Annotated in this window: 14 protein-coding genes; 11 read left to right on the forward strand and 3 right to left on the reverse strand. The window is 70.8% G+C overall.

The features are described 5' to 3' along the window. The first annotated feature begins 3 nt into the window (after positions 1–3). The 8 genes from glpD (at position 4) to IM787_RS18555 (ending at position 8,442) form a co-directional block, all read left to right on the forward strand. The gene (gene glpD, locus IM787_RS18520; protein ID WP_354004445.1) at positions 4–1,551 is read left to right on the forward strand and encodes a glycerol-3-phosphate dehydrogenase; all 1,548 of its coding nucleotides are present in this window, start codon (positions 4–6) and stop codon (positions 1,549–1,551) included. Further along, entirely contained in the window at positions 1,551–2,624 is a 1,074-nt protein-coding gene (locus IM787_RS18525) for an ABC transporter ATP-binding protein (protein WP_193678184.1), read from the forward strand. The genes glpD and IM787_RS18525 overlap by 1 nt, the downstream gene beginning before the upstream one ends. A 3-nt stretch (positions 2,625–2,627) precedes the next feature. After that, positions 2,628–3,704, forward strand: coding sequence for an ABC transporter ATP-binding protein (locus IM787_RS18530; RefSeq protein ID WP_193678185.1), 1,077 nt, complete (start codon positions 2,628–2,630; stop codon positions 3,702–3,704). Next, positions 3,701–4,588 carry a carbohydrate ABC transporter permease gene (locus IM787_RS18535; RefSeq protein WP_193678186.1) on the forward strand — a complete coding sequence of 296 codons (888 nt, stop codon included), beginning with the start codon at positions 3,701–3,703 and terminating at the stop codon, positions 4,586–4,588. The genes IM787_RS18530 and IM787_RS18535 overlap by 4 nt, the downstream gene beginning before the upstream one ends. After that, positions 4,585–5,397, forward strand: a complete 813-nt coding sequence (locus IM787_RS18540) for a carbohydrate ABC transporter permease (protein ID WP_193678187.1) — start codon at positions 4,585–4,587, stop codon at positions 5,395–5,397. The genes IM787_RS18535 and IM787_RS18540 overlap by 4 nt, the downstream gene beginning before the upstream one ends. 9 nt (positions 5,398–5,406) lie before the next feature. Then, positions 5,407–5,715 carry a DUF2160 domain-containing protein gene (locus tag IM787_RS18545; RefSeq protein ID WP_193678188.1) on the forward strand — a complete coding sequence of 103 codons (309 nt, stop codon included), beginning with the start codon at positions 5,407–5,409 and terminating at the stop codon, positions 5,713–5,715. A gap of 90 nt (positions 5,716–5,805) precedes the next feature. Next, a complete protein-coding gene (locus tag IM787_RS18550) occupies positions 5,806–7,536 on the forward strand; it encodes an ABC transporter substrate-binding protein (RefSeq protein WP_193678189.1) in 1,731 nt (576 codons plus the stop codon). 132 nt (positions 7,537–7,668) lie between these two features. Continuing rightward, on the forward strand, positions 7,669–8,442 hold the full coding sequence (locus tag IM787_RS18555; RefSeq protein WP_193678190.1) for a DeoR/GlpR family DNA-binding transcription regulator: 774 nt from the start codon (positions 7,669–7,671) through the stop codon (positions 8,440–8,442). Between the two features lie 6 nt (positions 8,443–8,448). Here the strand turns inward: IM787_RS18555 and IM787_RS18560 are convergent, their stop codons facing one another. Further along, on the reverse strand, positions 8,449–9,351 hold the full coding sequence (locus tag IM787_RS18560) for a LysR family transcriptional regulator (protein ID WP_193678191.1): 903 nt from the start codon (positions 9,349–9,351) through the stop codon (positions 8,449–8,451). Positions 9,352–9,459: 108 nt separating this feature from the next. Between IM787_RS18560 and IM787_RS18565 the strand changes: the two genes are divergently transcribed. Then, a complete protein-coding gene (locus IM787_RS18565; RefSeq protein WP_193678192.1) occupies positions 9,460–10,095 on the forward strand; it encodes a glutathione S-transferase family protein in 636 nt (211 codons plus the stop codon). Continuing rightward, positions 10,092–11,003, forward strand: coding sequence for a pyridoxamine 5'-phosphate oxidase family protein (locus tag IM787_RS18570; protein WP_193678193.1), 912 nt, complete (start codon positions 10,092–10,094; stop codon positions 11,001–11,003). The genes IM787_RS18565 and IM787_RS18570 overlap by 4 nt, the downstream gene beginning before the upstream one ends. On the opposite strand, the gene IM787_RS18575 is transcribed toward IM787_RS18570, so the two are convergent. Next, a complete protein-coding gene (locus IM787_RS18575; protein WP_354004446.1) occupies positions 10,948–11,460 on the reverse strand; it encodes an Lrp/AsnC family transcriptional regulator in 513 nt (170 codons plus the stop codon). The genes IM787_RS18570 and IM787_RS18575 overlap by 56 nt on opposite strands. Before the next feature lie 88 nt (positions 11,461–11,548). On the opposite strand from IM787_RS18575, the gene IM787_RS18580 reads away from it, so the two are divergent. After that, positions 11,549–12,469, forward strand: coding sequence for an EamA family transporter (locus IM787_RS18580; protein ID WP_193678194.1), 921 nt, complete (start codon positions 11,549–11,551; stop codon positions 12,467–12,469). 151 nt (positions 12,470–12,620) lie between these two features. On the opposite strand, the gene IM787_RS18585 is transcribed toward IM787_RS18580, so the two are convergent. Then, on the reverse strand, positions 12,621–14,063 hold the full coding sequence (locus IM787_RS18585; protein ID WP_354004447.1) for an efflux transporter outer membrane subunit: 1,443 nt from the start codon (positions 14,061–14,063) through the stop codon (positions 12,621–12,623). Position 14,064 lies beyond the last annotated feature (1 nt).

Raw genomic sequence — 14,064 nt, forward strand, 5'->3', positions numbered from 1 at the left:
CCGGTGGGCGGTCCCGAACTCGACGTGCTCGTGGTCGGCGGCGGGGTCAACGGCACCGGCATCGCCCGCGACCTCGCCGGCCGCGGCTGGCGCGTTGCCCTCTGCGAGCAGGACGACCTGGCCTCGCATACGTCGTCGGCCTCGACCAAGCTCGTGCACGGCGGCTTGCGCTACCTGGAGCATCTCGAGTTCGGGCTGGTGCGGCGCGCGCTGCAGGAACGCGAAGTGCTGATGCGCAGCGCGCCGCACATCATCCGGCCGCTGCGGTTCGTGATGCCGCACGACGCTTCGCTGCGGCCGGCCTGGCTGGTGCGGGCCGGGCTGTTCCTCTACGACCACCTCGCCGCGCGCGCAGTCCTGCCCGGATCGCGCGCGGTGGACCTGCAGGCGCATTCGGCAGGCGCCACGCTGCAACCGCGGTTCCGGCGGGGCTTCGTCTACTCCGATGGCTGGGTGGACGACGCGCGCCTCGTGGCCCTCAATGCCGTCGATGCGGGCGTGCGCGGCGCGCAGGTGTTCACCCGCACCCGCGTCACCCAGGCGGTACGCGGCGAGCACGGCTGGGACGTGGCGGTGCAGCCCGCGGCCGGCGCCCGACGCATCCTGCGCGCCCGCGCACTGGTGAACGCTGCAGGACCTTGGGCGGCGACATTCCTCCGGGACTCCGTGCGCGCCGGCGGCGCCGAAGCTCCCGCGCCGCGCAGCCTGCGGCTGGTGAAGGGCAGCCACATCGTGGTGGGCCGCTGCTTCGAGCACGACCACGCGTACCTGCTGCAGACCACCGACAAGCGCATCGTCTTCGCCATCCCGTATGAAGGGGCGTTCACGCTGATCGGCACCACGGACGTCGAGCACCCGGGCGAGGCGCGCAGCCCATGCATCGATGCCGCCGAAACCGCCTACCTCTGCGAACAGGCCAGCCGCTACTTCCGCACCCCGGTGCGCGAGACCGACGTCGTGTGGAGCTTCTCGGGCGTGCGCCCGCTGCTGGAGGACGAGAGCGCCGACCCGTCCGCCGTCACCCGCGACTACCTGCTGGACCTCGATACCGCCGGCGCGCCGCTGTTGTCGGTCTGGGGCGGCAAGCTCACGACCGCGCGCAAGCTCTCGGAGGAAGCGGCCAGCCGGCTGGGCCGGGCGCTCGGCGATGGACGCGCGGCGTGGACCGCGCGGGCGGCACTGCCCGGCGGCGACTTCTCCGGCTGGATCGGCCGGCCGCAACGGCCGGACCTGGACTTCGAGCGGATGGTCGCCGCGGTGCAGCGCCGTTACGGCTGGCTCGCCCCTTCCGCCGCACGCCGGCTGGCGCGTGCGTACGGCAGCCGCGTCGACCGCGTGCTGCACGTGTCGCAGCGCGCGATGGGTGCCGAAGTCGCGCCGGGCCTGTGGGAAGCGGAACTGCAGTACCTGTGCCGTGAAGAGTGGGCGAGCACGGCCGACGACGTGCTGTGGCGGCGCAGCAAGCTGGGCTTGCACTACACCGCCGCGGAACGCGAACGCGTCGCGTCCTGGCTGGCCGCGCATGCCGCGGGCTGGCGGGAGGCTGCGTGATGCAGCTCGCGCTGGAACGCATCAGCAAGAAGGTCGGGGCGCAGCCCTGGCTGCACGAGATGAGCCTGGCCCCCCGGCCCGGCGCGGTGACGGTGCTGCTGGGTGCCACGCAGGCCGGCAAGACCAGCCTGATGCGCATCATGGCCGGCCTCGACCAGCCCACCACCGGCAGCGTGCGGGTGGACGGCCAGGACGTGACCGGCCGGCCCGTGCGCGAGCGCGACGTGGCCATGGTCTACCAGCAGTTCATCAACTATCCGTCCTTCACGGTCGCCCAGAACATCGCGTCGCCGCTCAAGCTGCGCGGTGCGCAGGATGCGGCACGGCGGGTGCGCGAGCTCGCCGAGCGCCTGCACATCGACATGTTCCTGGACCGCTATCCGGCCGAGCTCTCCGGTGGACAGCAGCAGCGCGTCGCCCTGGCGCGGGCGCTCGCCAAGCAGGCGCCGCTGATGCTGCTGGACGAACCCCTCGTGAACCTGGACTACAAGCTGCGCGAGGAACTGCGCGACGAACTGGCCATGCTCTTCGCCGGCGGTGAATCGACAGTGGTGTACGCCACCACCGAACCGGGCGAGGCGCTGCTGCTCGGGGGCTACACCGCCGTCCTCGACGCGGGCGAGCTGCTGCAGTACGGGCCGACCTCCGAAGTGTTCCATGCGCCAGCGTCGCTGCGCGTGGCGCGTGCCTTCAGCGATCCGCCGATGAACCTGCTGGCGGCGGAAACCGCCTCGATCGGGGTGCGGCTGCAGGCCGGTCCCGACCTCTCCATCCCGCTGCCGGATGCCGCGTCCAAGGCGCTCACCATCGGGCTGCGCGCCAGCGCCCTGCGCGTGCAGCGGCGCGAAGGCGACGTCGCCCTGCAGGGCCGGGTGGAACTGGCGGAGATCTCCGGCTCCGACACCTTCGTGCACGTGCACACGCCGGTGGGCGAGATGGTCGCGCAGCTCACGGGCGTGCACCGCTTCGTGCTCGGCGAGGAGGTCACGCTGTACCTGCATCCCACCCAGGCCTATGTCTTCGACGCGGCCGGCAACCTGCTGGTGGCGCCGCGCCGCGCCACGGAGGCCTGACACATGGCCCGCATCGACCTCGACCTTGCCCACGCCTACCGCCCGAACCCGCGGGAAGACAGCGACTACGCGCTGCTGCCGCTGAAGATGCGCTTCGAGGACGGCGGCGCCTATGCGCTGCTCGGCCCCTCGGGCTGCGGCAAGACGACGCTGCTGAACCTCGTCTCGGGCCTGCTGTCGCCCTCGCAGGGCACCGTGCATTTCGACGGCGCGGACGTCACGCACGCCTCGCCGCAGCAGCGCAACATCGCGCAGGTGTTCCAGTTCCCGGTCATCTACGACACGATGTCCGTGGCCCAGAACCTGGCCTTCCCGCTGCGCAACCGCAAGGTGCCGGAAGACCAGATCCGCCGGCGCGTCGCCGAGATCGCGGAGATGCTGGACCTCTCCGGCGACCTGGACCGGCGCGCTTCGGGACTGTCGGCCGATGCCAAGCAGAAGATTTCGCTCGGCCGCGGGCTGGTGCGGCCGGACGTGTCGGCGGTGCTGTTCGACGAACCGCTGACGGTGATCGACCCGCACCTGAAGTGGCAGCTGCGCCGCAAGTTGAAGCAGATCCACCAGGAGCTGAAGCTCACGCTGGTCTACGTGACGCACGACCAGGTGGAGGCGCTCACCTTCGCCGACCAGGTGGTGGTGATGACGCGAGGGCGCTCGGTGCAGGTCGGCACCGCCGAGGCGCTGTTCGAGCGGCCGCAGCACACCTTCGTGGGCCACTTCATCGGCTCGCCGGGAATGAACTTCCTGCAGGCGCGGGCCGAAGGCGGACGCCTGCAGGTGCCCGGCGTGGACCTTTCGCTGCCGGCGGGTCGCGCGCTGGCCGACGGCGACTACAAGCTGGGCGTGCGGCCCGAGTACGTCACCCTGGCGCAGCCGCTGGCGCCGGGCGCGTTGCCGGCGACCGTCACGCGCATCCAGGACGTCGGCACCCACCTGCTGCTCACCGCCGAAGCCGGCGGCCAGCCGCTGAAGGCGAGGCTCGCACCCGGGCTCGCGGTGCCCGCGAAAGGCGAGACCACCTGGCTGCAGGTGGTCGGCGAGCACACCTGCTTCTACGCCAACGAGGAGCTCGTCGCATGAACGGCATCCACAAACCCGTGCAGCAGCGCGCCTGGCTCCTGGTGCTGCCGGTGCTGCTGTGCGTGGCCTTCTCGGCCATCCTGCCGCTGATGACCGTGGTGAACTACTCGGTGCAGGACATCATCTCGCCCGAGCGGCGGGTGTTCGTCGGCACCGAATGGTTCGCCGCCGTGATGCGCGACGAGGAACTGCACGCCGCACTGTGGCGGCAGCTCGGGTTCTCGCTCGCGGTGCTGGCGGTGGAGATCCCCCTCGGCATCCTCCTCGCGCTGTCGATGCCGTCCGAAGGCTGGAAAGCTTCCGCGGTGCTGGTGGTGGTGGCGCTGTCGCTGCTGATCCCCTGGAACGTCGTCGGCACCATCTGGCAGATCTACGGGCGGGCCGACATCGGCCTCCTCGGCGCCACGCTGCAGCGTCTGGGCATCGACTACAGCTACACCGGCAACGCGCGCGATGCCTGGCTGACGGTGCTGGTGATGGACGTCTGGCACTGGACGCCGCTGGTGGCGCTGCTCTGCTTCGCGGGCCTGCGTTCCATTCCCGACGCCTACTACCAGGCGGCGCGCATCGACGGCGCCGGCCGGCTGGCCGTCTTCCGCTACATCCAGCTGCCCAAGCTGCGCGGCGTGCTGATGATCGCCGTGCTGCTGCGCTTCATGGACAGCTTCATGATCTACACGGAGCCGTTCGTGCTCACGGGCGGCGGTCCGGGCAACGCGACGACCTTCCTGTCGCAGTTCCTCACGCAGAAGGCGGTGGGCCAGTTCGACCTCGGGCCGGCGGCGGCGTTCTCGCTGATCTACTTCCTGATCATCCTGCTGCTCTGCTTCATCCTCTACAACTGGATGCAGCGCGTCGGCACCGGGCAGGAGGCGCCGCAATGACGAAGCCGCGCTGGCGGGCCCGCTCGCTGTTCCTCCTCGCGTACCTGCTGTTCGCGCTGCTGCCCATCTACTGGATGGCGATGATGAGCTTCAAGACGAACGAGGAGATCCTCTCCGCGTTCACGCTGTGGCCGCGCGACTTCACCTTCGCCAACTACAGGACGATCTTCACCGACCCGGCCTGGTACTCCGGCTACATCAACAGCCTGATCTACGTCGCGATCAACACGGTGATCTCGATCGCGGTGGCGCTGCCCGCGGCCTATGCGTTCTCGCGTTACAGCTTCCTGGGCGACAAGCACCTGTTCTTCTGGCTGCTCACCAACCGCATGACGCCGCCGGCGGTGTTCCTGCTGCCGTTCTTCCAGCTGTATTCCACCGTGGGCCTGATGGACACGCACATCGCCGTGGCGCTGGCGCACCTGCTGTTCAACGTGCCGCTGGCGGTGTGGATCCTGGAAGGCTTCATGAGCGGCATCCCGCGCGAGATCGACGAGACCGCCGCCATCGACGGCTATTCCTTCCCGCGCTTCTTCCTCACGATCTTCCTGCCGTTGATCAAGGCCGGCGTGGGCGTGGCCGCCTTCTTCTGCTTCATGTTCAGCTGGGTCGAGCTGCTGCTGGCGCGCACGCTCACCAGCGTCAACGCCAAGCCGATCGTCGCCACCATGACGCGCACGGTCTCCGCCTCCGGCATGGACTGGGCCACGCTGGCCGCCGCCGGCGTTCTGACGATCGTGCCCGGCGCGGTGGTCATCTGGTTCGTGCGGCACTACATCGCGAAGGGCTTCGCGATGGGCCGGGTCTAGGAGCAAGCGATGTTCGACTGGATGGTCTGGACGACGCCGGTGGCGGTGTTCTTCACCTGCATCGCACTGCTGCTCGCGGGCATGACGGTGTGGGAGCTGAAGTCGCCCACCCGCCTCACCAAGGGGTTCCTGCCGATCGCCACCACCCGCGGCGACCGGCTGTTCATCGGCCTGCTCACCGCGGGCTACATCAACCTGGCCTTCATCGGGCTGGCGGGCAAGTTCGCCCAGTGGTTCTCGCTGGAGCAGGAACCCAGCATCTGGATCAGTTTCGTCGTCTCGATGGCGGTGCTGGCGCTGGTCATGCGGCGCGGCTGACCGCAAGCGACAGGGATGCGGCCCGGGTGCTTCCCCGGGGGCCGTCCGGACCTCACTGCACGTCGGGGAAGCGAACACGAGGAGATTCCCATGAAGATGCGTTACACGGCGCTGGCTCTCGCGGCGGCCTGCCTGGCCGGCAGCCCCGCCTGGGCCGGCGAGCCCGAGGCGAAGAAGTGGATCGACAACGAGTTCCAGCCTTCGACCCTCTCGAAGGACCAGCAGATGGCCGAGATGCGCTGGTTCATCGAGGCCGCGAAGAAGCTGCAGGCCAAGGGCGTGAAGGAGATCTCGGTCGTCTCCGAGACCATCACCACGCACGACTACGAGTCGAAGACGATGGCCAAGGCCTTCGAGGAGATCACCGGCATCAAGGTCAAGCACGACCTGATCCAGGAAGGCGACGTGGTCGAGAAGCTGCAGACCTCGATGCAGTCCGGGCGTTCGATCTACGACGGCTGGATCAGCGACAGCGACCTGATCGGCACGCACTACCGCTACGGCAAGATCCTGAACCTGACCGACTACATGGCCGGCAAGGGCAAGGAGTACACCAACCCCGGGCTGGACCTGAAGGATTTCATCGGGCTGAAGTTCACCACGGCGCCCGACGGCAAGCTGTACCAGCTGCCCGACCAGCAGTTCGCCAACCTGTACTGGTTCCGCGCCGACCTGTTCGCGCGGCCGGACCTGCAGCAGAAGTTCAAGGCGAAGTACGGCTACGACCTGGGCGTGCCGCTGAACTGGAGCGCCTACGAGGACATCGCCGAGTTCTTCACCAACGACGTGAAGACCATCGACGGCAAGCCGATCTACGGCCACATGGACTACGGCAAGAAGGACCCCTCGCTCGGCTGGCGCTTCACGGACGCCTGGCTTTCGATGGCAGGCACCGCCGACATCGGCGCGCCGAACGGGCTGCCGATCGACGAGTGGGGCATCCGCGTGGCCGACGACAAGTGCACGCCGGTGGGTGCCTCGGTGGCCCGCGGCGGCGCGACCAACTCGCCGGCCGCCGTCTACGCGCTGACCAAGTACGTGGACTGGATGAAGAAGTACGCGCCCAAGGAAGCGACCGGCATGACCTTCGGCGAGGCCGGTCCGGTGCCCGCGCAAGGCCAGATCGCGCAGCAGATCTTCTGGTACACCGCCTTCACGGCGGACATGACCAAGAAGGGCCTGCCGGTCGTGAACGAGGACGGCACGCCGAAGTGGCGCATGGCGCCCGGCCCGAACGGCCCGTACTGGAAGCAGGGCATGCAGAACGGCTACCAGGACGTCGGCTCGTGGACCTTCTTCGCCAACCACGACGAGAACCGCACGGCGGCGGCGTGGCTGTACGCGCAGTTCATCACGGCCAAGTCCACGTCGCTGAAGAAGACGCTGGTGGGCCTGACGCCGATCCGCGAGTCGGACATCCAGTCCAAGGCGATGACCGACATGGCGCCCAAGCTCGGGGGCCTGGTGGAGTTCTACCGCAGCCCGGCGCGCGTGGCGTGGTCGCCCACCGGCACCAACGTGCCCGACTACCCGAAGCTCGCGCAGCTGTGGTGGAAGAACGTGGCGCAAGCCGTCACGGGCGAGAAGACGCCGCAGGCCGCGATGGACACGCTGGCCGAGGAGATGGACCAGGTGATGGCCCGCCTCGAACGCGCCGGCATGGCGCGCTGCGCGCCCAAGCTCAATCCGAAGGGGGACCCGAAGAAGTACCTGAGCGACAAGTCGGCGCCCTGGGCCAAGCTGGCCAACGAGAAGCCGAAGGGCCAGACCATCGCCTACGACAAGCTGCTGGGCGCGTGGAAGGAAGGGCGCGCCCGCTAGGCGCGGCCTCGGCCCCGCGAGAGCCGCGCCTGCGAGGCCGCTCTCGCGCGGGCCGAGTTTTCCCTGTCACGGCCCTGGCGCGGTTCTCGCTACAGTCGCTTACATGATCCCCGCAGGACGGAAAGCCCGGTCGTGAACGGCACCAATCCGAGGCAGCTGAAGCTGCTGGCCGTGGTGCAGGAGAGCGGCTCGGCGACGGTGGAGCAGCTGGCCGAACGCCTGGGGGTCGCCTTGCAGACGGTGCGCCGCGACGTGCAGCGGCTGGCGGACGCCGGCCTGCTGGCACGCTTCCACGGCGGTGTGCGCACGCCGGGCTCGACGACCGAGAACCTCGGCTACCAGCAGCGGGAAAGCATCAACGCCGCCGGCAAGGCCAGCATCGCGCGGCTGGTGGCGAGCCAGGTGCCGAACGGCTGCTCCCTCATGCTGAACATCGGGACCACGACCGAAGCGATCGCCCGTGCGCTAGTGCACCACCGCGGGCTGCGCGTGATCACCAACAACCTGAACGTCGCGGCCATCCTCTGCGGCAACCCCGAATGCGAAGTGATCGTCGCCGGCGGCATGGTGCGCAGCCGCGACCGCGGCATCATCGGCGAGCCGGCGGTGGACTTCATCCGGCAGTTCAAGGTGGACATCGCGATCGTCGGCATCTCGGGCATCGAGACCGACGGGACCTTGCGCGATTTCGACTACCGCGAGGTGAAGGTGGCGCAAACCATCATCGAGCGTTCGCGCGAGGTGTGGCTGGCCGCGGACAAGAGCAAGTTCAACCGCCCCGCGATGGTCGAACTGGCGCGGCTGGACCAGATCGACCGGCTGTTCACGGACGCGCCGCCGCCCGAGCCCTTCCCGGCATTGCTCGAAGAAGCCCAGGTCCGCTGCGACGTCGCCCGCGAGGCCTGACCCGCTTCAGCGCCCATCGGCGCGGAACTGCAGGATCTCCTGGCGCGCGAAGTCGATGAACGCCCGGGTGCGCGCCGGCAGCAGGCGTGCGTGCGGGTAGACGATGCTGATCGGCCGCGGCGGCAGCTCGAAATCCTCCAGCACGACGCGCAGCTTCCGCTCGCGCACCAGCTGCTCCACCTGGTACGAGAAGAACATCCCGAGGCCGGCGCCTTCGGCGCAGGCCTGCACCGTGGGCCACACGTGGTTGAACTCCAGGTTGCCGGTGACCGCGACCTGGAACACGCGTCCGCCCTCCTGGAAGTTGCCCCAGGTGGTGCGGCTGGCGCCCACGATGCGCACGCAGTTGTGCCGCGCCAGCTCGCGCGGGTGCCGCGGCGTGCCGTGCCTGCGCAGGTAGGCCGGCGTGCCGACCACGACGCGGCGGATGTGCCCGAGGTTCTGCGCGACCAGTGAAGAGTCCTCCAGGTTGCCGATGCGGATGCCGAGGTCGAGGCCTTCCTCCAGCAGGTTGACCACGCGGTCCAGCAGCAGCGTCGTGCAGCGCAGGCCGGGATGGCGCTGCACGAAGCGCGTGACGACCGGCGCCACGTGCATCTGCCCGAACAGCACCGGCGCGGTGATCTGCAGGTGCCCCGTCGGCGCCGAGGTTTCCGCCCGCAGCGCGGCTTCGGCCTCGTCGAGGCCGGCCAGCAGTTGGCGGCAGCGTTCGAGGTGTTGCCTCCCTTCCTCGGTGAGCGTGATGCGCCGCGTGGTGCGGTGGAACAGCCGCGCGCCGAGCTGCGCCTCGTAGGCCGCCAGCGAGCGCACGACGGCGGGCAGGGAGCTGCCCAGTTCGCGCGCCGCGCCGGTCAGGCTGCCCGCATCGGCGATCCGCACGAAGATCTGCATCGCCTTGAACTTGTCCATGCCGGGGATTATTGCTTCGAAGCGCAGCAGTCTCCTGCAAGCAGCGCCATTTATTCAGGATGCCGGAGCAAACAGAATCCGCCCGCACTCCACGGAAAAGGACCTCCCATGACCGCCCAACCTACCAAGCCCATCAAGCTGTACCGCATGGCCTTGTCCGGCCACTGCCACCGCGTCGAACTGCTGCTGTCCCTGCTGGGACTGCCGTACGAACTGGTCGACGTGGACATCAAGGCCGGCGAGCACAAGCAACCTGCCTTCCTGGCGCGCAACTGCTTCGGCCAGGTGCCCGTCATCGAGGACGGCGAGCTCACGCTGGCCGATTCCAACGCCATCCTGGTGTACCTGGAAGGGCGCTACGCACCGGGCAGCTGGATGCCGCGCGACCCGGTGGCGGCGGCGCAGGTCCAGCGCTGGCTCTCCGTCGCGGCGGGCCCGCTGGCGTACGGACCTGCGGTCGCCCGCGTGATCGCGCTGTTCGGCCGGCCCGACGATCCCGCGCCCTACGTGGCCCGCAGCCGCCAGCTGCTCGCCGTGATGGAAGGCGAGCTGGCGTCACGCCCCTGGCTGGCCGGCGACGCGGCGACGCTGGCGGACCTCGCGAACTATGCCTACGTGGCACGGGCGCCGGAAGGCGGCGTGTCGCTGCAGGAATACCCGCGCCTGCGCGACTGGCTGCAGCGGCTGGAGGCCTTGCCCGGCTTCGTGCCCTTCGCGCGCAGCCCGATCGGGCTGGCCGCATGAACACGGCGGCGCCGGGTTGGCACCCGGGCGAGCGTGCCTTGCAGGCACGGGCCGGGGTCTCCGCGCGGATGGCGGACGTCGGCAGCCGCGTGCTGCGCGACCACATGCCCGACCAGCACCGGTCCTTCTTCACGCTGCTGCCTTTCCTGCTGGCGGGGACGGTCGATGCCAGCGGCCAGCCGCGCGTGTCGCTGTTCACCGGCGCGCCGGGCTTCGCGCACTCGCCCCAGCCGAGGGTGCTGCGCGTCGATGCGGCGGCGGGCGCGCGCGGGCACGCGGACGAAGACCTGGCCGTCGGCGCGCCTGTGGGGCTGCTCGGGATCGAGGCGCACACGGGGCGTCGCAACCGCATGAACGGGTGGATCGAAGCCCTGGACGATCGCGGCTTCGCGGTGCGCGTCGGCCAGAGCTTCGGCAACTGCCCGAAGTACATCCACCCGCGGCAAGCGGTGCATGGCGCGGCCGGCGGTCCCGTGGAGCATGCGACGCACGGTGCGCTGGACGCCGCGGGCCAGGCCCTCGTCGCGGCGGCGGACACCTTCTTCATCGCCACGGCACACCCCGACGCGCTGCGCAGCGACGACCCGGTTGCCGGCGTCGACGTCTCGCACCGCGGTGGCCCGGCGGGTTTCGTGCGCGTGCAGGACGCGGCCACGCTGCTGGTGCCGGACTACGTCGGCAACTCCTTCTTCAACACCTTCGGCAACCTGCAGCTGGAGCCGCGCTGCGCGCTGCTGTTCATCGACTTCGCCACCGGCGAGCGGCTGCACCTGGTCGCGCGCGGCGAGGTGCTGTGGGAGGGGCCCGAGCGCGAAGCGCTGCCCGGTGCGCTGCGCGTGCTGCGCCTGTCCGTCAGCGAAGTGCGGCGGACGACCGGCGGCCTGCCGCTGCGCTGGCTGCCGGCTTGAGGAGAGGCGGCGCGCGCAGGGGCACGGGCGTGGACTGGACCAGCGAGGTCGTGGTCTGGCCGTAGGGCAGGAAGCGGTCCAGCAGTTCGTCGAGCCGTTCGACGCTCTCGAGGTAGACCTTCAGGATGAAGCAGTCCTCGCCGGTCACGCGGTGGCATTCGGCGACCTGCGGCAGGGCGCCGGCGAGCTCCGCGATGCGGGCGAGCTGGCCCGGCGCCGGCCGCACCCGCACGTAGGCCGTGAGCGGCCAGCCCAGCGCGACCGGGTCCAGCTCCACGCGGTAACCGCGGATGACGCCGGCCTCTTCCAGCCGCGCGAGCCGCTCGCGCACGGTGGGGGCGGACAACCCCATGCCGCGCGCCAGGTCGGCGATCGCGGCGCGCGGTTCGGCTTGCAGTCGCTGCACCAGTTCGACGTTGCGGCTGTCCTGCAGCAGCTTGTGGGCAAGTGGATGCACGGGATCACCTTCGATTCGAAGCGAAAGAAGCCTGCGGGGCGACGCAAAGTGCATGGACCCGGACCAGGGCACGCGGAAGAATACCCCGATGCCTTCCAGCCCGGCGAGCGCGACGCGCAGCCTCATCGATGCGGTGCCGCCCCACGCGTACTTCGCCGTGAGCGCCGTGTTCCATTACCTCGGACCGTCCTTCGCCGTGCTGCTGTTCGCGCAGGTGGCGCCCCTCGGCGTCGCCTGGCTGCGGATCGCCATCGCCGCGGCCCTGCTGGCGGCATGGGCGCGGCCGTGGCGCCTGCTCGCCCGCCTGGCACCGGGCGAGCTCCGCCTCGTCGTGCTGCTGGGCATCGTGCTCGCGGGCATGAACGGCGTGTTCTACCTGGCGATCGCGCAGCTGCCGCTGGCGACCGTCGGCGCCATCGAGTTCATCGGCCCCGTCGTCCTGGCCGTGCTCGGGGTGCGTTCGTCGCGCAACGCCTGGGCGCTCGTGACCACCGTCGCCGGGCTCCTTTGCCTGGTGCAGCTTCGGCTGCCCGAGGAACCGCTGGCCTTCGGCTATGCGCTGGCGAACGCGGCGCTGTTCGCCGCGTACGTGGTGGTCGGGCACCGGCTCGCATCCACCGCAAGGGACACGACCGCGGTGGAGCGGCTGGCTTGTGCCATGGTCGTCGCGGCCTTCGCCAGCCTGCCTTTCGGTGGCGCGGATGCGTTGCCGGCGCTGCGAGATCCCGGGCTGTTCGCCGCGGCGGCCGGGGTGGCGGTCTCATCCTCGGTGGTGCCGTACCTCTGCGACCAGCTGGCCATGCGCCGCCTGCCACGCGCATCCTTCTCGCTGTTCCTCGCGCTGCTGCCGGCGGTGGCCGTGGTGATCGGCTACCTGGTGCTGGGGCAGCGGCTCAGCGCGCTCGAAGGCTTCGGCGTGTTGCTCGTGGTCGCGGGCGTGGCCCTGCACCGGCCCGCCGGCACGTCCGGGGCGCAGGCAGGGCGCGCGCCTGCGGGCCGCCGGGCCTGAGGGGCAACCTCTGCGCCGGCGGCGGTCGGCGCGGCCCGCCAGGACCAGCACGAGTGCGGTGGCGCCCAGCACCAGGACGGAGAGCCCGCCCCAGACGATCGCCAGCGAACCAGGATCCAGCATGCGGTTTCACTTTCGGCGTGGCATCGGTTCAGGGGCGCGTGCGGGCGAGTTCGGTGGCCGGCGGGCTGGCGTCGCCGCGCAGCGGTCCGTCCCAGCCGCCACCCAGCGCGCGGACCAGGGCGACCGTCGCCTGGAACTGGGCCGACCGCACCTGCAGCGCCTGCCGCCGGTTGCGCAGCTCGCTGCGCCGCGCATCCAGCAGTTCGAGCTGGCTGACCAGGCCGTTGCGGTAGCGCGTGTCCGACAGCGTCGTCGCGCGCCGCGCGGCATCGACCGCGCGGCCCTGGGCCTGCGCCTGTTCGTGCAGCAAGCGCAGCGACGCGAGCTGGTCTTCCACCTCGCGGAAGGCGACCAGCACTTCGCCGCGGTACCGGGCCAGGGCGGCATCCAGTTCCGCCTGGGCCTGCTGCACGCCGGCCTCGCGCCGCCCGCCGTCGAAGATCGGCAGCGACAGCAGCGCGCTCACGGTCCACGCGCGCGCCGACCAGCGCAGCAGGTCGCCCAGCTCGGGCGAGGCGAAGCCGCCGCTGCCCGTGAGCGACAGGTCCGGGAACCAGGCGGCGCGGGCCACGCCGACGCGCGCCTGCGCGGCGAGCAGCGAGGATTGCGCAGCCGCCACGTCGGGCCGCCGGGCGAGCACGGTGGCCGGCACGCCGGGCGGGATCACCGGCAGCTGCGCCTTCCAGTCGGCCGGTGCCAGGGCGAACTGGGATGCCGCATCGCCCACCAGCACCGCCAATGCGTGTTCCAGCGTGGCGCGCTGCCGGTCCAGCGCCAGGGCGTCGGCCTCCGTGGCGGCGACCTCCGCCTCCACGCGCACGACGTCGAGCTCCGCCAGGTCGCCGGCGGCATGGCGGCGTTGCGTGAGATGGAGCGTGCTGCGGTGCGCCTGCACGGTCTCGCGCACGATGGCGCGTTCGACGTCGATCGCGCGCAGTGCCAGGTAGACCTGCGCCGTCTCCGCCTGCACCAGCAAGCGCGTGCTTTGCAGCAGGGCCTCGCGCGCCTGCGCATCGAGCGCGGCGGCGTCGCGGCGGCCGGTCGCGCGGCCGAACAGGTCGGGCTCGTAGGCGAACTGCACGCCCGCCTGCCACAGGGTGGCGGGGGCGGCGCCGGTGGCGGTGTTGGCGCCGGCCTGCCGGCCGACACCCGCGCCCGCACCCACCTGCGGCAGACGATCAGCATTGGCGGCCCGCACCAGTGCACGGGCCTGCGCCACGCGCGCCGCGGCTTCCTGGATGCTGGTGTTGCGCTCCGCGGCCTGCGCGACGAGCGCGTCGAGCACCGGGTCGGCGAACGCCTGCCACCAGCGGCCGCGGTCCTGCGCCTCCGCGGGCGCGGCCTGGGTCCAGCGGCCGGCTTCCTTGAAGGCGACGGGCGGCTCCGGCTGCGCGGGCAGCTCGGGCAAGGCGGTCGCGCAGCCGGCCAGCAGCAGGGCGGCGACCAGGGGGAGAAGTCTGGGAATGGGCACG

It is taken from the genome of Ramlibacter pallidus (assembly GCF_015070875.1).
GTDB lineage: Bacteria > Pseudomonadota > Gammaproteobacteria > Burkholderiales > Burkholderiaceae_C > Ramlibacter > Ramlibacter pallidus.